The 18,120-nt window shown below is 35.4% G+C and carries 16 protein-coding genes and 2 pseudogenes; 8 read left to right on the top strand and 10 right to left on the bottom strand.

What is annotated here, in order from left to right:
• From ACE38O_RS00785 to ccmE, 4 genes are all read left to right on the top strand, one after another.
• Window positions 1-1,443, top strand: coding sequence for a NuoM family protein (locus ACE38O_RS00785; protein WP_374698738.1), 1,443 nt, complete (start codon window positions 1-3; stop codon window positions 1,441-1,443).
• The gene (locus tag ACE38O_RS00780) at window positions 1,440-2,825 is read left to right on the top strand and encodes an NADH-quinone oxidoreductase subunit N (RefSeq protein WP_374698737.1); all 1,386 of its coding nucleotides are present in this window, start codon (window positions 1,440-1,442) and stop codon (window positions 2,823-2,825) included. The genes ACE38O_RS00785 and ACE38O_RS00780 overlap by 4 nt, the downstream gene beginning before the upstream one ends.
• A 4-nt stretch (window positions 2,826-2,829) precedes the next feature.
• Complete coding sequence (locus ACE38O_RS00775; protein ID WP_374698736.1) at window positions 2,830-3,822, top strand: biotin--[acetyl-CoA-carboxylase] ligase; 993 nt, start codon at window positions 2,830-2,832, stop codon at window positions 3,820-3,822.
• A gap of 117 nt (window positions 3,823-3,939) precedes the next feature.
• On the top strand, window positions 3,940-4,341 hold the full coding sequence (gene ccmE, locus ACE38O_RS00770) for a cytochrome c maturation protein CcmE (RefSeq protein WP_374698735.1): 402 nt from the start codon (window positions 3,940-3,942) through the stop codon (window positions 4,339-4,341).
• 69 nt (window positions 4,342-4,410) lie between these two features.
• Here ccmE and ACE38O_RS00765 read toward each other — a convergent pair whose 3' ends face one another.
• The 3 genes from ACE38O_RS00765 to ACE38O_RS00755 all read right to left on the bottom strand — a co-directional run bounded on the left by ACE38O_RS00765 (window position 4,411) and on the right by ACE38O_RS00755 (window position 5,724).
• Window positions 4,411-4,809, bottom strand: a complete 399-nt coding sequence (locus tag ACE38O_RS00765) for a hypothetical protein (RefSeq protein ID WP_374698734.1) — start codon at window positions 4,807-4,809, stop codon at window positions 4,411-4,413.
• 121 nt (window positions 4,810-4,930) lie between these two features.
• Window positions 4,931-5,245: a hypothetical protein gene (locus ACE38O_RS00760; RefSeq protein ID WP_096560623.1), complete on the bottom strand. Its 315-nt coding sequence runs from the start codon at window positions 5,243-5,245 to the stop codon at window positions 4,931-4,933.
• Between the two features lie 62 nt (window positions 5,246-5,307).
• Window positions 5,308-5,724 carry a hypothetical protein gene (locus ACE38O_RS00755; protein WP_374698733.1) on the bottom strand — a complete coding sequence of 139 codons (417 nt, stop codon included), beginning with the start codon at window positions 5,722-5,724 and terminating at the stop codon, window positions 5,308-5,310.
• Between the two features lie 46 nt (window positions 5,725-5,770).
• On the opposite strand from ACE38O_RS00755, the pseudogene ACE38O_RS00750 reads away from it, so the two are divergent.
• Together ACE38O_RS00750 and ACE38O_RS00745 are read left to right on the top strand one after the other, a co-directional pair.
• A pseudogene (locus tag ACE38O_RS00750) lies at window positions 5,771-6,859 on the top strand (IS481 family transposase).
• A gap of 73 nt (window positions 6,860-6,932) precedes the next feature.
• The gene (locus tag ACE38O_RS00745) at window positions 6,933-9,017 is read left to right on the top strand and encodes a hypothetical protein (RefSeq protein WP_374698732.1); all 2,085 of its coding nucleotides are present in this window, start codon (window positions 6,933-6,935) and stop codon (window positions 9,015-9,017) included.
• Here ACE38O_RS00745 and terL read toward each other — a convergent pair.
• The 6 genes and pseudogenes from terL to ACE38O_RS00715 form a co-directional block, all read right to left on the bottom strand.
• Window positions 9,014-10,435: a phage terminase large subunit gene (gene terL, locus ACE38O_RS00740; protein WP_374698731.1), complete on the bottom strand. Its 1,422-nt coding sequence runs from the start codon at window positions 10,433-10,435 to the stop codon at window positions 9,014-9,016. The two genes, ACE38O_RS00745 and terL, sit on opposite strands and share 4 nt — an antisense overlap.
• Window positions 10,436-10,492: 57 nt before the next feature.
• Window positions 10,493-10,606, bottom strand: a pseudogene (locus ACE38O_RS00735) (WPE palindromic element domain-containing protein); the annotation flags it as partial.
• A 15-nt stretch (window positions 10,607-10,621) separates the two neighbouring features.
• Entirely contained in the window at window positions 10,622-12,106 is a 1,485-nt protein-coding gene (locus tag ACE38O_RS00730) for a DegQ family serine endoprotease (RefSeq protein ID WP_374698730.1), read from the bottom strand.
• Window positions 12,107-12,109: 3 nt separating this feature from the next.
• The gene (hflC, locus tag ACE38O_RS00725) at window positions 12,110-12,982 is read right to left on the bottom strand and encodes a protease modulator HflC (protein WP_010962867.1); all 873 of its coding nucleotides are present in this window, start codon (window positions 12,980-12,982) and stop codon (window positions 12,110-12,112) included.
• Window positions 12,983-12,984: 2 nt separating this feature from the next.
• A complete protein-coding gene (gene hflK / locus ACE38O_RS00720) occupies window positions 12,985-14,019 on the bottom strand; it encodes an FtsH protease activity modulator HflK (protein ID WP_353282974.1) in 1,035 nt (344 codons plus the stop codon).
• Window positions 14,020-14,101: 82 nt separating this feature from the next.
• Window positions 14,102-14,317 carry a hypothetical protein gene (locus ACE38O_RS00715; protein WP_264687826.1) on the bottom strand — a complete coding sequence of 72 codons (216 nt, stop codon included), beginning with the start codon at window positions 14,315-14,317 and terminating at the stop codon, window positions 14,102-14,104.
• A gap of 156 nt (window positions 14,318-14,473) precedes the next feature.
• Between ACE38O_RS00715 and ACE38O_RS00710 the strand changes: the two genes are divergently transcribed.
• Both ACE38O_RS00710 and ACE38O_RS00705 read left to right on the top strand, forming a co-directional pair.
• A complete protein-coding gene (locus tag ACE38O_RS00710) occupies window positions 14,474-15,931 on the top strand; it encodes a hypothetical protein (protein ID WP_374698729.1) in 1,458 nt (485 codons plus the stop codon).
• 60 nt (window positions 15,932-15,991) lie between these two features.
• Window positions 15,992-16,216: a hypothetical protein gene (locus ACE38O_RS00705; RefSeq protein ID WP_374698728.1), complete on the top strand. Its 225-nt coding sequence runs from the start codon at window positions 15,992-15,994 to the stop codon at window positions 16,214-16,216.
• Here ACE38O_RS00705 and ACE38O_RS00700 read toward each other — a convergent pair.
• Window positions 16,193-17,824 carry a recombinase family protein gene (locus ACE38O_RS00700; RefSeq protein WP_374698727.1) on the bottom strand — a complete coding sequence of 544 codons (1,632 nt, stop codon included), beginning with the start codon at window positions 17,822-17,824 and terminating at the stop codon, window positions 16,193-16,195. The two genes, ACE38O_RS00705 and ACE38O_RS00700, sit on opposite strands and share 24 nt — an antisense overlap.
• Window positions 17,825-18,120 lie beyond the last annotated feature (296 nt).

Below are 18,120 nucleotides of genomic sequence, written 5' to 3'. Positions count from 1 at the left end.
GTGTTGTTACTTAGTATATTCTTGCTTCCACTGATAGGAGCGTTGATTTTATCCTCGATCAGGATTAATCATCAATCTATACACCTAAGATTCCTTGCCCTATTTTTTGCTGTACTTCCATTCTTCCTTAGCATTGTAGCTTGTATAGAATTTGATTATAACAATGCGGACTTTCAGTTTGTCAGCTATCCAGTAAGAGATATTGGAATAGGGGTGGATGGAATATCGTTGCTTTTCCTTCTACTTACGACCTTCTTGTTTGTTATTTGTATGCTCTATAATTGCAAAATGAGTTATACGACCCTCAAGCCATATATGGCATTATTTCTACTGCTTGAGAGTTTTGTAGTCGGTTTTTTCGTTTCACTGAATGCTATAAGCTTTTATGTGTTTTTTGAAGCTGTCTTAATACCAATGTTCTTTATTATTGGCATTTGGGGAGGGAAGCAAAGGATATATGCGACGTTTAAGTTATTTCTTTATACATTAACTGGCTCATTATTATTTCTACTTGGGTTGGTATACATCTATAGTGTTTTTGGAACGTTTAGTATACAAAAATTAGCTACATTAGTGCCAAGCCTTGATCTTGAAGTACAGTCATTGCTGTGGATTGCATTTTTTATTTCTTTTGCAATAAAAGTTCCAATGTTTCCATTTCACACTTGGCTTCCTGATGCGCATGTGCAATCACCAACTTCTGGATCTGTGATTTTAGCTGGCTTGCTTATTAAAATGGGGGGATATGGATTTTTAAGGTTTTCTATTCCAATGCTTCCTCAGGCAAGTTTGTATTTTTCAAATTTCGTTGTTGTGCTGAGCATTATTGCGGTGATATATGCTTCTCTAGTTGCGTTTGCTCAAGATGATATAAAGAAATTAATAGCTTATTCTTCAATAGCACATATGGGGATCGTTACCGCTGGCCTCTTTTCATTTTGTGAGGAAGGAGTACTGGGTAGCATATTTCAAATGATTAGTCATGGCCTTATTTCTGCTGCTTTATTTTTGTGTGTTGGAATGCTATATACTCGAACTGGAACTTTGGAGATTGCAAAGTATTTTGGCATAGTAAACACAATGCCAAAATTTGGTTTTATGTTCATTTTATTTTCAATGGCTTCAATAGGGCTACCTGGAACATCTGGATTCATAGGTGAGTTTTTGGCTATGGTTGGAATGTTTAAGAGCATAGGGTTTTTTACAGGATTTATCGCACTTGGCACTATTTTAAGCGCAGTTTATATGCTGAATTTATGTAAGCAAATAATATGGGGGGTTAGCTATTCTAAATTATTAAATAATCGCTTGGATAGCATAGAATTTTCTGTCTTAATTCTGCTTGCAGTGTTTGTTATTTTGCTTGGATTCTACCCAACGCTTGCACTGAATTATTTGAAGCCATGTATGGCAAATTTGTTAGTCAAATATAATGCGCTATGAATTATATACAGATATTGCCGGAAACGTTCTCTATTATCTCCTCGTTAGTGTTGCTACTGCTTGGAATTATATTTAACCGCCGAACTATCAACTTATTAGCACTTGGCTGCACAGTGGTAACTTTGATTGTTTTAATTATTTCGGCAGAAAACAATGAAATTTTTCTCTTTAATTCGTTGTTAAAACTCAATTTATACATCAGGTCAGCCCAAGGGTTAATTCTCAGCACAGGAATTTTAATACTTTTGATGCTGAATTTATCAAAATATGACTATAAATATGAATTTTCAATACTGATTCTTTTTGCGCTATTTGGCATGATAACTTTGGTTTCAGCAAATAGTCTGATTTCTTTTTATTTAGCTTTTGAGTTGATGAGTATATCTTTGTATGTTCTTGCGAGCTTTAATAAAGATTCAGCTTATTCATGTGAAGCAGGAGTGAAATATTTTACACTCAGTGCATTATCTTCCTGCATTATGCTATATGGAATGTCGCTGCTTTATGGATATACAGGAGAAGTCAATTTCTCTGAGCTTGGTTCATTTCTGCAAAACCATCAGATAACTTATGGAATAGTTTTTGGACTAGTTTTTATTCTTATTGGTTTGTGTTTTAAGCTTGCTATTGCTCCTTTTCATATGTGGGCTCCAGATGTCTATCAAGGTGCACCTACCATAGTAACTGCGTTTTTTTCTACAGCTCCAAAAGCTGCACTTGTAACATTTTTAATTCGATTGATGAATGAAGAGTTAGTAAATATAAAAAGTTATGTTCAGCCTATTTTCTTATACGTTTCAGCATTGTCTGTGCTTATCTCAGCTTTTGGGGCCTTGCGTCAGCAAAACTTAAAAAGGCTGCTTGCTTACAGTTCAATTGGTCACATTGGTTTTATATTTGCTTCACTTTCTATTTTTACACAAGCCGGAACAGATAGTGCCTTAATGTATCTGGTGATATATATCATCACAAGCATAGGGCTATTCTCATATCTCGTACAAATTGACGATGACGATTGTGATATTGCAAATTTATCTGGTATAGGAAAAAAGCAACCAATTTTAGCATTCCATCTTTCTATACTATTACTCTCGATGTCGGGAATACCTCCACTTGCGGGTTTTGTCGCTAAGTTTTTTATATTTAAAAGTTTAATAAATTCTGGCTTTATCAGCCTGTCTTTGATCCTTGTAATAGCGAGTGTGATATCATGCTACTATTATTTAAATATCATGAAAGTTATGTATTTTGATAAAGCTAGTGGTAATAAGGTTGCTTATTCTAAGGGTCTATTCATTATCACTTCAGTGGCTTCACTGATCAACCTCGTTCTTTTCTTGTATGTAGAAGATCTTTACTCACTCATTGAACTAAAGGGCTGACAAGGTGATCCCTGAAGTATTTGAGGGCTTTCATATTCATCACTACAAAGAAGTTTCAAGCACTAATAAAGAAGCATTAGATTTAATTGATAAAGGAATATCTAATGAAACTATTATTATTGCCGATAAACAAACAGAGGGTAGAGGGCGCACTGGAAAAAGCTGGATTTCTCCCGAGGATAATTTTTATGCAAGTTTGGTAGTAAACCTCTTTAACAATTATCTCGATAAAAGCCCGCTTTCGGTGTCATTCCAGCGTGTGATGCTGGAATCTAGGAATCAAGAAGCATGGATCCCAGTGTCAAGCACTGGGATGACATCGGATGATACTGGGATAACAGTAGGCTTAACGAGTCAAGTTAAAGACATCAGCAAATTAACAGAATTGACTTTTGTTACTGCTCTTGCTGTAGGGAATACTTTATTATCGTTAAATTTCTTGAATAATCAAACCCACTGCGGTGTCATTCCAGTGCGTGACACTGGAATCCATACTTTTTCTTCTGGATCCCAGTGTCAAAGCACTGGGATGACAAGAGATCCATTCATAAACGGTCTCAATCTTCAATATAAATGGCCAAATGATGTCCTAGTTGATAGTAAAAAAATCAGTGGAATATTGCTTGAAAGAAAGTCCAATTCGAATTGGCTCATTATAGGAATTGGAATTAATGTCAATCATGCACCACTTCCAGGAACAACGTGCATTAGCAATTACGGTGAATCTGTGTCTAACATGGATCTGTTAAAGGAATTAATAATAAATTTTAATAAGCTAAGAAAGCAATGGCTATTTGATGGGTTTTATGCTATAAGAGAAATGTGGCTCACAAGAGCATTCAAAATGAACAAGCAAATCAGTGTAAAGCTAGCTGACAAATTGTATGAGGGAATTTTTGCTAATATAAATGAGAGTGGTAAATTGGTATTGCAGCAAAGAGATGGAAGCTTAATCTATTTTGATGCAGGTGAGTTATTTATTAATGATATATTATGAACACGTATGTGATTTTTGCTTACCTTATTAGTTTTACGTTGATTACCGGAGAGCTGATTTTTACCATTTCTTGCTATATCAAAAGTAAAAAAATCTTAGAAAGCCTGAGAGATAATAATGAAGAAGAAACATAAGCGATTACTTATAACTTCAGGAATTTTCTGCTTTTTAAGCTGCATAGTCTTTTTTGTTTTAACAACGCTCAAAGAAAATATCTCATTTTTCTATACAGTAAGTGAAGCCATAGTTTTGCCAAGTCATCAAAAGCCAATCCGTGTTGGTGGAATGGTCGTTGAAAATAGCGTGATACGGAGCGAAAGTGAAGTGATTTTTCAAATGACAGATTTTAATAAGAGCGTTATGGTGAAATATCAGGGAATACTTCCACCAATGTTTTCAGAAAAAAGTGGTGTTGTTGTGCAAGGTAAAATGTTTGATAATAGTACTTTTCTTGCAGATACAGTGTTTGCAAAACATGATGAGAACTATATGCCGAAAGTTTTAAAACAGATTCCTTAACCCAGCTGTATTGAAATGGTATGTGGAAAGAGTAACAGCCTGCTAGCAGGCTGTTACTTTTTTTACACTTTACAATATATCAGAGTGAGTTGGTGCTTCCCATTCATCTATGTTATCACCACCACTAGTTCCTATTTTTAATTTTTCAACTTCTTCTCTTAGATTATTAACGTTTTCTTTTAAAGTTATATAATCTCGACTATTTGTGCTAATTTTCTCGGTATAATTTGTAAAAGTCTTAATTAATATGTTATCCAAATTAAGAACAAATGTGTCGTTTAAATCTTTGACTAGTTTGTCTAGAATTTTGTGGACGTAATCGACCGATGCATTCTTTTGTTTATCACCTTCAAAAGATTTAGGCTTAATTTTAACCTCTATGTCCTTTATTATTCTACGGTTGGTACCGCTCATTCCGCTTGTCACTTCAAAGTTGTCTTCGCTTTCTTTTATACTGTAATTACTCATATTAATTCCTATAAAAAATTAAAATTTTAAAATCAACTAGCTACATTGAAATGGTATGTGGAGAAAGTAACAGCCTAGAGACTATTACTTTTTCTTATTTTTGCTAATTATTAGCTATTTTCTATCCTAGTGGATTTAACTCTGGAGAAAAAAAGGTGTTGGGATTTGTTATGTCAGAATCCGTGAATGAATCTACTTCATCTCTCAATTTATCGATTTTCTCAATTAAACCTGAATCTTTATCACCAATTTCCTTCTTTATTGTAGATAAGTGCTGTGTGGTTTGGCTTACTACATTATTGATATGTTTTATTATGGAATTGACTGATCCTACAAATGTTGAAGTTTGTACCATCCCTTTAGTTCCTGATATCTCTTTTAATGGTGTCTCAATTAACTCCACATTAAATTTTTTATCTTCTGTTGAATTACTCATATTTATTAACTCCTTAAATAATAATATTAAAAATAATGTTATTCATTATCTTCTGTAATCTGCTAAACAGATATGGAGTAATCCTGAACAGTATAAGCATCATTACTGTTAAGGTAATACTCTTCATTTACTACAGAAGAATGTTGATAGCTAAATTGATTGGGGTTAACTATATCATCACCTTCCAGCAATTCCTTAAGTTCTTCAAGTTTTTCTTTCATTTCCTCTTGTTTCTTATTTTGTTCCTCAAATTTCTTTTTCAACATCTCAATGACAGCATTAGACTGATCTTTATTGCCAAGATCACTAATCACAGCTGTTACTTTTTCGTAAGGCAGTTTGTGAATGATGTCTTTAAGCTCTTCTGCACCTATATTATCCAAAAGTTCTTTAAACTGCTCATTAGAGATATTGCGAGCAAAAGCTTGAAGTTTCTCTGGGTTGTCAACTAGTGTATTAAATAGTACTTGATCTGACACTTAAAATAAGTAAGTTATAAAATAATAAAAGAAAGGAGTGTTAGAAATGAGTACAATACAAACAAAAATACTAAAACCAAAGCTAGGGTTATTAGAGCTAGCAAAACAACTAGGAAATGTATCTCAAGCATGCAAAGTGATGGGATACTCAAGAGATACATTTTATCGGTTTAAGGAGTTATATGAAAATGGAGGAGAGGAAGCATTACATGAAATAAGTAAGAAAAAACCGCTATTAGCGAACAGAGTTTCCGACGATATAGAAAGAGCAGTGATTGGTATAGCAACAGAATTTCCAGCATATGGGCAAGAAAGAGCTGCAAATGAACTGAGAAAAAGAGGTATAATAATTTCTCAGGGAGGAGTAAGGTCTGTATGGCTAAGAAATGACCTTGAAACTCTCAAAAAGAGACTTAAAGCGCTAGAGACAAAAGTAGCTTAAGAAGGAATCATTTTAACTGAAGAACAACTTACAGCTTTAGAAAAAGTTAAAGAACAAAGGGAAGCTCATGGTGAAATTGAGACACAACATCCAGGTTATTTGGGTTCTCAAGATACCTATTATGTGGGCAATATCAAAGGTATAGGGCTAATTTATCAGCAGACTTTTGTTGATACTTATTCGAGAGTTGCAATGGTTAAACTTTACACGGACAGAACAGCTATTACAGCTGCAGACCTCCTCAACGATAGAGTTATTCCATTTTTTGATGAGCAGAAAATTCCATTATTACGCATTCTAACTGATAGGGGTACAGAGTATTGTGGCAAGCCAGAAAATCACGCTTATCAGTTATATTTGGGAATCGAAAATATCGATCATTCTAGAACCAAAGCCAACTCTCCACAAACCAATGGCATATGTGAAAGATTTCATAGAACCATGCAAGATGAGTGTTACAATATTATCTTTAGAAAGAAAATCTACAATTCTTTGGAAGATCTACAGATTGATGTTGATTATTGGTTGCGTTCTTATAATGAGACAAGGCCTCACTCGGGTAAGTATTGCTATGGCAAAACACCTATGCAAACGTTTTTTGATAGTAAATATATTGCTTTTCAGAAAAACATTGGTAGCATTAAACAAGAGCCTGATATTAGTTTTGACTACCTCAATTCTTCTGTCAGTTAATTCTTGTCTGTCACATTAAATCTTGTCTTTTACACCAACTTGTAACATTAGTGCATCTGACAGGAAAGGTTATTTGTGGCGTGGTGAATTTGATAATAAAGGATTACGCAAGAAATTTGAGAGTGAGTTTTTATTAAAGATGAGAGAAAGATATGAGGATGCTCCTAAGAAGCCTCTGAAGGTTGAAGGCAATAGTGTATATATCAAGGACGTTTTTGATGACGCTCGTTTTATTGATAGTGTAATAAGGTATAAGACATGGCTTGAAGGTATGTATCTTGGAGTTGACAGTAGCACTAATCATAGAGTGAAGTTATTTAAAGATATGATAGTAGAATCTATTGGTCAATCGACAGGAGTAACAATATATGGCTTTGTATGTGCTTCCCCTTTAGATAGAAAAGAAGCCTCAATTCTTATACCTCTTGTATTAGATAGCGGAAGAAAGCGGGTATTGACAAACGAAGAAGCTCTTGAACTAAATTATGCATTTAATTATGCTGTATTTAATGATCTTTATGGTAGAACTCAGGGAGAATTATCATTAAATGGAAGTAATGGAATATATAGCATAGACTTTTCTAATAAAGAAATTTCTCACTGTGTGATAACCAAAATAATAGAAAACTCTGTAATCAACAAAGACCATGAACTGGCCATTGACCCTGAGCTTCGTTTGCAAGCATTGTTGCCTTCAAGAACACCGCCCAACCAAAGAGACAGAGATAGTGGTATTGGTGGGTCACCTCCGAAACCTAAGGATTCTGTTGCACAGTCGCAAGTGAGAGTGCCTAATGGATATCTAAGTGAGGCACAATTGGAGTCTCCCACGCGGAGTCAGGATGGAGCATTAGAGGGGCCTCCCAGGCAAGGATCAGAAAAAGAAAAAGGAGGGTTGCTTTATTACCATGTAGATCCAGATGGACCGAGTGAAGAATTCCCGCCACGGTCACATCTGAGTTATACTGCAGTTAGTTATGGTGTTTCAGGGCCATCTAAAGGGGGAAATCTAGGTGCTGCGACAGCTAGTGGTAGTATCCCAGGACCCTCGTTATGGTCACAGAGTGAACCTTCATCATGGAAAGGTGCTAATCCAGTAGGGACTAGTGCTTGGTCTAAGCCAATAGGCTTTTGGTCATCACCGGCTCCAAGTGCAGAACCCTCGTTATGGCAACCGAGTAGACCTTCATCATGGAGAGGTGCTAATCCAGTAGAGGTTAACCCTTGGGTTCAGCAAACGAACCATTGGTCATTACAAAGCAGTAATTTAAAGGAGGATTGTAAAAAGATTTATGAGGATTTTGAAGAGGCTTATGAAAAAATTGTAAGTGATTCATCACTTTCAAAGGAAGAACAAGAGTTGTTTGAAGCATTGCTTTATTGGTTTAACTTAAATAATTATGCTTTGGATCCTCCTCATACTAACTTTATTGTAAAAAATGGGAAGATTGCTAGTTTAATTGGTGATAGTGTTGATGTAAAAGAATATTTACAGGAGGTAATAGATAAAACGAAAGAAGAGTATTGTGTCAATAAGAAAGAGGCCTATGATCTCAATGAGTTTCCATTTAAATTTCTTTCTAATTGTGAGAAAAACCAAGAAACAACAGTTGTTGCTAATATAAGTCGTGGTGCCTTACTTAACTTAAAAGAACTTTTTAGTCAGGAGTATGAGGGAAAAGTAGAAATAAAAGATATCGACATTAACATCGTCAAAAAGGCAGTGAAATCTGAAAAGGACGAATGGGTAAATTTTCAGGTGCGAGAACATAGGTTATCCCCTAAAGCAGCAATTAAAACCTGTTGTCCCGATGAAAGCGCATTAGAATATATTTCAATTACAAAAGGCGAAGGTGGACACTGGATTGACCGTAATTATGATGCTTCGGAAGTAAAGTCGTTTTCGAAAGAGCAATGGCCTGCTAAACGTACATCAAAAGCTAAAAAGATGAAGTCCGAAGATAATAAAGACAGCGGTATCTCTTCAGGGGATGCAACTGATGTTGACAATAATCAATCTACTTCTGATCAGAAGAACACTGAAGGAGGATTGCCAAAACGTTCTCTAGAATTGAGTATGGAAAATTTGGCAATATCCACAACACTGAATGCTCCGCAGCCCTCTCTCGCAAAAAAACTTAGAAGCAATGAGGTCTAATCCACTGCTCTAAGCCACCTAAGTGTTTTATTAGGGTTGGGGCCAAAGCCCCTGACCCTGAAAGCACTGGTGTTAGTTTTTCTCATCCATTGTAAATATTGTACCGTACTGTCCACCTGATCATCGTGGCGAGCTTCTGGGAACATTAAAATCTCATACTCAAAATCATTGAGCCATACTGCTTGCTGTGGCAGAAAAACCCTACCAGACTCTATCACCGGAACAATTTGATAAAATCGAGTGAGTTTGTCATTGTATGGCACTATTTCAATAATCGGTAGATCGCTGTTTGCCTTTAGCTCTTGTGTTAATTGCTGACCACTTGTTTTTGCTTCGATCAAAATTGCATGTGGTGCCCATCTTGCAGCTAGTGACAGAACTTGCTCTTTAAGCTTTGGGTACTCAAGCTTTGCTCGATATACATCAAGTAAATAGAATTTATTATCTATTTTTGCCCAGGTGGTGCAGACGCTAAAGTCGCTGGAATCGTTTGTTGAAACTGCAGTGTCCCAGCTTTGAGTTACATGTGAGGGATTATCAGGGAAATTTTTATAGCGCTTTAGCCACTCTTGTTTTATTATACCACTTGAAAGCGGCAGGGGGTTTTGTTGATATTGAGCAGCAAAAGCGTAACTCCCGAGTTCAACTTTTATCATCTCAACTTCTTCTCTTCCTCCCTCCAGGGGATATAATAACTCATTCTCTTCTCTTGAGTATAAACCTTTTTCTTGTGTCGTAATTGAGTCGATTATCTCCACTTTTTCAGAAATCATTGGCAAACAAATGTGATGCCATATGTTTTTTGGCTTAGATAAGAGGTGCCCGGTTAGGTCTTCCAGGTGCAGCCTGTGCATAACAAGCACAATTACTCCTTTTTTCCTATCGTTGAGCCTCGTTACCAAAGTCTGATCGAACCAGTTTGTGGCACGCTTTCTAAACGTTTCACTCAAAGCTTGGGTAGGGTTAAGCGGATCATCCACGATGATGAAATCACCACCTTCACCGGTTAACGTCCCTCCAACAGATGTTGCGATTCTGTATCCTCTCTGCACTGTTTGGAATTTATATTTAGTGTTCTGGTCTTTGGATAATTTTACCTCTGGAAACAGCTCTTTATACCAATCAGATTGCATTATGCACCTGGTGTCAAGCGAGTGCTTTTCGCTGAGCAGCCGAGAATAACTTGCAACTATTATTCTTGCAGTTGGCTGATTTCCCAGTATCCATGCGGGCCACGCAACACTTACACATATGGACTTCATTGAACGCGGAGGCATATTGAATATTATGCGCCTTACTTCGCCAATGCTCGCTGTTTCCAACCTATCTGCTATGACTTCTATATACTGATAATCATTATATTCACATCCCGGCACCACCGTTTGAAAGCATAATTCAATGAATTTTAGGAAGTTCATGATTTATATTTTAGTGAATGTTCTTACAAGTAGCTGACACTGGTTCCTTTATGACGGTGTCATTCCAGTGCTTGACACTGGAATCCAGTTTTTATTATACAGCTGGCTCAATGTGCTCATTACAGTGAAGTTTTCTGGATCCCAGTGTCTGGGCACTGGGATGACATCCTTTGGTTTTTTATAGTGCTATTTCTTCAACTTTATCGAAGTAAAGAATTGATTTCCATTGCGGTAAATGAGCAACATTATTGAATCTTTACCGTTTTTCTTTACTGCTGAATCAACTTGTTTTTGAAAATCATTAGTATTTTCTATATCGGTTTCATCTAATTGGATAATAATGTCTCCTTTTTTAATACCACGCAGCGTGGCATTACTGTTACTATCTACATTAGTAACTATCACACCTTTTGTAGGATTACTTTCTTTTGATTCTTTTGGCAGGTTTGAAACAGTTAAACCAGTTATGTAATCGGATGTTGATTTATTTTCTTCTCGATTATTACCTTGACCATCATTTGCAGATTCGTCAATCACAACCTTAATGTTGACCTCTTTGCCCTTTCTAAGTAACTTAATTTGTGCTTTTTTTCCAGGTTCAGTTCTTGAAACCATTTGAGGCAGTTGTGTCATTCTATCAATTTTTTTATCATCAAATTCTAATAATATGTCACCCACCTTAATTCCACCTTTTTCTGCAGGGCTATCCTTTACTATACTTGCAACCAGTGCACCTTTTGTATCTTTTAAACCCAAAGACTCAGCAAATTCTTTCGTTATAGGCTGAACTTGCACACCAAGCCAACCATGTTTTATTTTTTTGCCACTTTTTAATGTGTCAATAATTGACATAGCTAAATTAGATGGTATAGCAAAGCCTATACCCACGTTACCGCCAGACTCAGATGGGGAATAGATAGCGGTGTTAATGCCTATAACTTTTCCATTTAAATCAAATAATGGCCCTCCAGAGTTGCCTCTATTAATTGCAGCATCAGTTTGAATAAATTCATTCATAGTGCCGATACTAATGTCTCTGGACCTTGCAGATATAATTCCTGTGCTTACAGAGCTACCCAAACCAAATGGGTTACCTATTGCAATAACTGTATCGCCAACCCTTGCTGTATCAGAATTACCAAATGCAACAAAAGGAAGATCTTTATTAGAATGAACCTTAAGCACAGCAAGATCAGTTCTTGCATCATAGCCTAAAACTTCTGCTTTGAAATAAGTATTATCGTTCATATTAACTGTGATATCTTGGGCGTTTTTAATAACGTGATAATTGGTTACTATAGTTCCACCTTTATCTATAATAAACCCAGAACCAAGCAACACCACCTCTCTGTTAACACTAGGGCCCCTATCCATAAAAAACTGATCAAAATGCTCAAAAAATTCTCTAAAATCATCAAAGAAATTATTTCTTGGCATAAAAGGGATTTTAGTTCTATTGTTACTTTCTTGTTTGATTATTTGTTCGCTTGAAATATTTACAACCGCAGGAATGAGTTCTTCCACTAAATCGGCAAGTCCTTGATTACAGTTACATGCAGTAGTGCTAGCATCAACGACCTTTTTTGCATTCCAATCAAACATATTAGCGTATGAAGAAAACGCAATTAGAAAATATGCAAATATAGATAAAATCAATGCCTTACTTTTCATAAATTATTTCCATCCTTTATTTAAAATATCTAAAAAGTTATTGTTTGGTGAAAGTACAAATTTAGTATTATTTTCGGCAAATGATTTACTGTAAGCGCTCATAGAGCGATAAAAGTTAAAAAACTCTTCATCAACCTTAAATGCCTCATTATAAATTCTAGTTGCTTCAGCATAACCACGGCCCCTTATTTCATATGATTCTTTTACTGCACTGGAGATAATTTCCCTTTTTAATTTATCAGCTTTTGATCTAACTTCCTGCCCAGCTTGCTCTCCTTCTGCTCTAATTTCTTTTGCTTCTTTTTCCCTTTCAGTTTGCATACGGCGAAATATTGCAGAACTATTTTCTTCTGGTAAATCTGCTCTCTTAATTCTTACGTCTATTATTTCTATGCCAAATTTTTCAGCTTCAGAATAAACTCCACGCTGAATCAATTGCATAACCTCTGATCTTTTTTCGTTCAACAAACTAATCAACGAAAATCTGCCTATATTTTCTCTTATGTGTGCTTCTATAACCGGATACAATCTTCTAACTAGCCCTGATTCATTCCTCACAGCCTGGTAAAAAGTAACAGGATTTGTTATTTTATATTTTGCATACGCATCTACTATAATACGTTTTTGATCCGCTGTTATCACTTCCCTTGGGATCTTATCAGGACTTAAATCTAAAACTCTTTTATCAAGAAACTCTACACTATTTATGAATGGTAACTTAAAATATAAGCCACTTTCCCTAACATCTCTTACAACTTTACCGAGTTGTATAACTATCGCTTGCTTTGTTTCTTGCACAACAAATATTGAATTAAATAAAACAATCAATAAAACAACAAATACAGAAACAAAAACAATTTTAATATTACTACTCATGGTTATTTCCCTAAATTTGTAAGAGGTAAATAAGAAAACATACCTTTCAGATCATCAGTTACAACAACTTTGTCTACCTTACTGAAAATATTTTCCATAGTTTCAAGATAAATACGATTCTTAACGAGAGAAGGATTCTGTCTATATTCCTCATAAAGAGATAAAAAGCGATTTGCATTACCTTTTGCTTCATTTATTACTTCATTCTCATATGCCTCTGCATCTAATTTTATCTTTATCGCTTCACCCTTTGCTCGAGGTATAATATCATTATTATAAGCATATGCTTCGTTTATAGTACGCTCTTTGTCTGCACGAGCACTTTGTACATCTCTAAACGAACTGATTACTTTTTCTGGTGGATCAATTTTTTTCATTTGAACAGATAAAATCTCTATGCCCATTTGGTATCCATCAAGAATCTGCTGCAATAGAATTCTAGTATCTCTAGAAATTTCTGGTCTGCCTTGACCAAGTGCAAAAGAGATCGTGTTTTTACCTATTATTTCTCTCATGGCACTTTCAGCAGCATTTTTAACACTAAAACCGGGTTTGTAATCCCGCACTTTGAATAAATAGTCCTTAGCATCTCTAACGCGCCACTGAACCTCGAAGTTAACGTTGACTATATTTTCATCTCCAGTTAGCATCACACCTTCACCGCGATCTGTATCTCGCCCATAAGAACTACTTACCCCAATTTCTTCACGATTTACTTCCTTAACGTTCACTTTAAAAACCTTGCCAATAGGGTAGGGGAAGTGATAACGCAAACCAGGTGTTTCTGTATTAGAATATTTACCAAAGGTAAGTTCTATACTTTCCTCACTAGGATGGACAATATAAAAGCCAGTGCAAGCATAGAACAGTAAAATAATGAAAATGATGAAATAAGGTTTTTTGCCCCTGTTTCTGGTTAATCCATTAAGAAAGAATCTTACATCAGATACAGCTTTACTTAAAATATCTTCATTATTAGGAGTTTTGTTCCCTACCGGTTTCTTTCCCAAATTCCAAGGATTATTCTCATCAAACATAATGATTGATTCTATAATTAATACGCTAATATTACTTCTTTAATAAGAAAATGCAAACATAAATTGCTATTTTATTTACAAATTAATCATCAGGATGGAAAACATGATCGTACACTTCCTTTTCTCTATGTAGTATGGTCGACTCTATAGAATTTTCTGGCTTTTTTTTGAATTCTTTGTTGTCACTCTTTAAGTGCACTACGTCTTCGTGAAAATGGGAATTATACCTAAATAGTAAAGCTATTATTATTAAAGTTATAACAGCCAAAAAGATGAGTGCCCTTTTTATGCACCTCATAAATACTCCGGCTTCTTGACCTAATTTTCTACGCTTCCAAAAAACACGTCAAGCAGAATTATTCAAAGACAAATGAACATTAACAGCCAAATTAACACTAACTTAAGAATCGAGGGTGTACAATATGAATATATTTAATTAATAGTGAGGTTTAAAATGCTAGATAATAAAATAAATTCAAGTTCTGTTGAAACTCAAGAAAATCAACCAGAAGGTAGTCTTGATTTAAATAAAATGATACAAGATCCATCAAATGCAGAGCTTATTGATAATTCACAAGCTCAACAAAATAAACTTTTTGGATTACTAAAACAGTCAATAAAAGATTTCTCTATGTGGCCTGCAGAAAAGCAGATTCTTGCAGTAAGTGCAGCAGGTGGGTTACTTGCAACAGCATTACCACTTTTGTTAGCTGCTGTACCACTTGCTGCAACAGGTGCAATGATTGGTCTTGCTTTATTTTTCTCCGTAAAAGCAGTTCAATTTGGATATAAAGGGCTCGAGTGGTCAGCAGAAAAAACAGTTGATGGGGCGAAATATACTGCTGGGAAAGTTAAGAACGCGTCAGTATATACTGCAGAAAAAGCAAGAGAAGGTTATCATTCAGTAAAAGGAGCTATAAGTTCTGTGGGACGAGCAACAAGAGAGGGAACTGGTGCTACGTTAGGAAAAATGGGGCGCAGTTTAAGTAATTTAAGCGAAAGTATGTCTAGTTTAGACAGCATCCCATATTCAGCAGGTAACAAGAGCGAAACTGTTGTTTTGAGAACAGAAGAAGAAACAAGTAATTTCAATAGTGTAAAGGAAATGTTCGTTAAGGAGGTTTTTGAAGACAAAGCCGTGAATAGCTCTGCTTTAACTAAGGAAATATTTTCTAAACTGGGAGAAAAAATATTAGAGAAAGCTTACTCTGTTGATGGTCAACAAAGTGCCAAAAAGGACCAGTTGATCAACCGGTTGAAACAGCAAATAGATTTTGTCAATAAGTTAAGCGATAAGAAGTTGCAAAATTTGTTGGCTCAAAATGATAACAATCTCTATCAAATTTTCTCTGAACATCACAATGAAATTAAGAAGGTTATTGGAGAATGCAAAACAGAGCACAAACTTTCTAGTGTTGTGGAAAAGCTTAATGGAGTGGCAAAAAGGCATGGTGAAAGCAGAAGAGGTTCAATGCTATCTAACAGCTTACCAAGAAGCAATTCACTAGATTCTGTAAGGACTGACAGTACTATTAGCAGCGAAGCGGAGTTGTTAAATCCTGCAAACTATAAAGAAGTGAAAACAGCTACTTCACTTTGGGATAAGGTTTCATCACCTTTCAAAAGTGGCAAAAAGTCAGAAAAAACTACGGGAATGGAAGATAGAGACTTGGATTTTGTTGAGAATCCTATTTATTTGTCAAAGCAACCTAGAAGTAATTCTCTAAATAGTGATGATAGTGGAATGGGCTCTGGTTCTTCTACGCCAAAGGGACAAAGTCTTTCGATAGAAGAATTGAAGCTTGATGAAGCTATGAAAGCACTAGACCGTCTAGCATCACAATTGCCTTCTACAAAAGTAGATGAGAATAGAGTTCATCATCCTGCAGATGTGAAAGTGAAAATGAACTAAGCAAAACCACTCACCTTCTCTAAAAGGATGTTACTCAATGAGTAACATCCTTTTTTGTTTTTGACTATAGTCGACTTAAATTTACAATTAGAGTTTTTACATTATCCTCTGTCATCCCAATACCCTCTCTTGTCATCCCAGTGCACTTTTTTGTCATCCCAATACCCCCTCTTGTCATCCCAGTGCGTGACACTGGGATCTAAGTTTTTATGCAAAATTATTATATTTATATACTTGCAAATAGGTGCAATTTGGAATGATTTATATTGTGAAATTAAGAAATGAGATCCCAGTGTCTGTACAACTAGTACAACATTGCATAATTCTATTATGCCCATTTTGATCAAAATTTGCAAGACTTTTTATGCGAAATACTATGTATAAGTGATTGTGGTTGATTTCAATTTGATGAACTAACATTCTAATAATATTTTGCTTAGTTTGCCAATCTACTTGATCAAGCTTTGACTCAACGCTTGAGGAAAAGTTTTTCAAGCTATCTGTAACAAGGCTCAATTCTTGTTGTAATTTCTTTTGATCAAGTACTTTTTCTTTCTCCTCTTCAATTTCTTTCAAATGCTGTTTCATTGTTGTAATTCTTGGCTCAAATTCTTCTTGGCTTATAAACCCTTTGGCATAGCTATCAATAAATTTTTTGATACTTAATCTTAGCTTACTTTCTTGCTTTTCATGTGTTTGATTATGTAGAGGTTTTTTGTTCTCTAAAAATCTACGTTGATATTCATTTGCAATCCTATCTGGCTCTTTTAATATACTCTTAACTTCTTCCCATATAACTGTATCGAGTACATCAGTACGTATTGATTTGTTGTCACATATTCTGTTGCCATTAAACCTGGAACCAGAACAACGGTAGTAAGAATAACGTTTATTTCTACTATATGCACCACAATAAGTATATTGGCAACGCTGACATACCATCAAACTCCGCAACAAAAACGTTTCTTTTCTTTCCCTGGCTCTTGCCCTTTGTCTATTTTCAGCTAGTTGTGCTTGCACTGAATCAAATAAATTATCACTGATTATTTTTGGCACTGGAACGTAAATCCAGTTCTCTTTGTCATTACTAAAATGACCATTTTTAAGTTTACCACAAGTTCCTTTTTTTGATTTCCTCACTTGTGGCTTCGAGCATGCCTTAGTTTTACCATAAGCTGCTCGTCCTATATAAGCAGGATTTCTTAACATCTTCCAGATAGTACTTCTTTTCCAACGCTCCTTTCCTGTTTGTGTTATTACCGATATCTCGCTAAGTCTACGTATAACTTCATTGATGCTTATTCTTTCTTGACCAACCCAATTAAATATTTTGCGTACTACATCTGCTTCTTCTTGATTAATTTCAAACTGAGCACTTCCTTCACCTACGTGTTTTGCTATGTAGCGATAACCATAAGGTGCATTACTCATTACGCTTATACGGCCAATTTTAGCTGCGTGAAGTTTTCCCCTGCGATTACGTTCCATAATTTTTGCACGTTCATACTCTGCTACTAATCCTTGAATTCCTAAAAACATATTAGATTCTGGGTTATCCTCAAATTTATGATTTAAGAAAATAACCTCTGATCCTGCTTTTCTAAACTCTTCGAGTAAGAGCGCTTGGTATGCAGATTTACGTGATAGCCGATCAGGTGAATGAATGTATATCTTATCAATCTTACCTTCTGTTACTCTATCACGTAAATTTTCTAAGCCAGGACGTTCTAAGTTTGATCCACTGTAGCCATTGTCAACAAACCTGTGCTCATCTAATAACTCATGTTCATCACTACCAATGCGACGCTCCAACTCTACAATCTGACTCTCTATTGTATTCTCCTGTGCCTGTTGTCTTGATGAAACTCTTGCATACAAGCTTACGGTTGTCATTTTCTTCTACCTCCTTTATTTTATATTTCAATAATTGTTCATAAGCATTTGCCAAATATGTACTCGCCAATCTGTGAGGTTCATAACGGCAATTAATAGTTAATTCCCCTTTTTGCATGTTTTTCTTCCTGTGAATTTTTTCAGGAGACTTCTATTAAACTAAACCAATGCACACCTTATTTAAGAAAGCTATCTAGTTCACACAAATTCTCCTTAATTAAATATACAAGATTTGAAAAAATTATGTCCAAAAAATCTTTTCTTGAATTGTCATATTATGTATAACATGGCTTATT

This window comes from Wolbachia endosymbiont (group B) of Limnophora tigrina, from assembly GCF_964263235.1.
Lineage (GTDB): Bacteria > Pseudomonadota > Alphaproteobacteria > Rickettsiales > Anaplasmataceae > Wolbachia.
The sequence above is the reverse complement of the archived record's forward strand: the minus strand, read 5'-3'. Positions and strand labels throughout refer to the sequence as shown.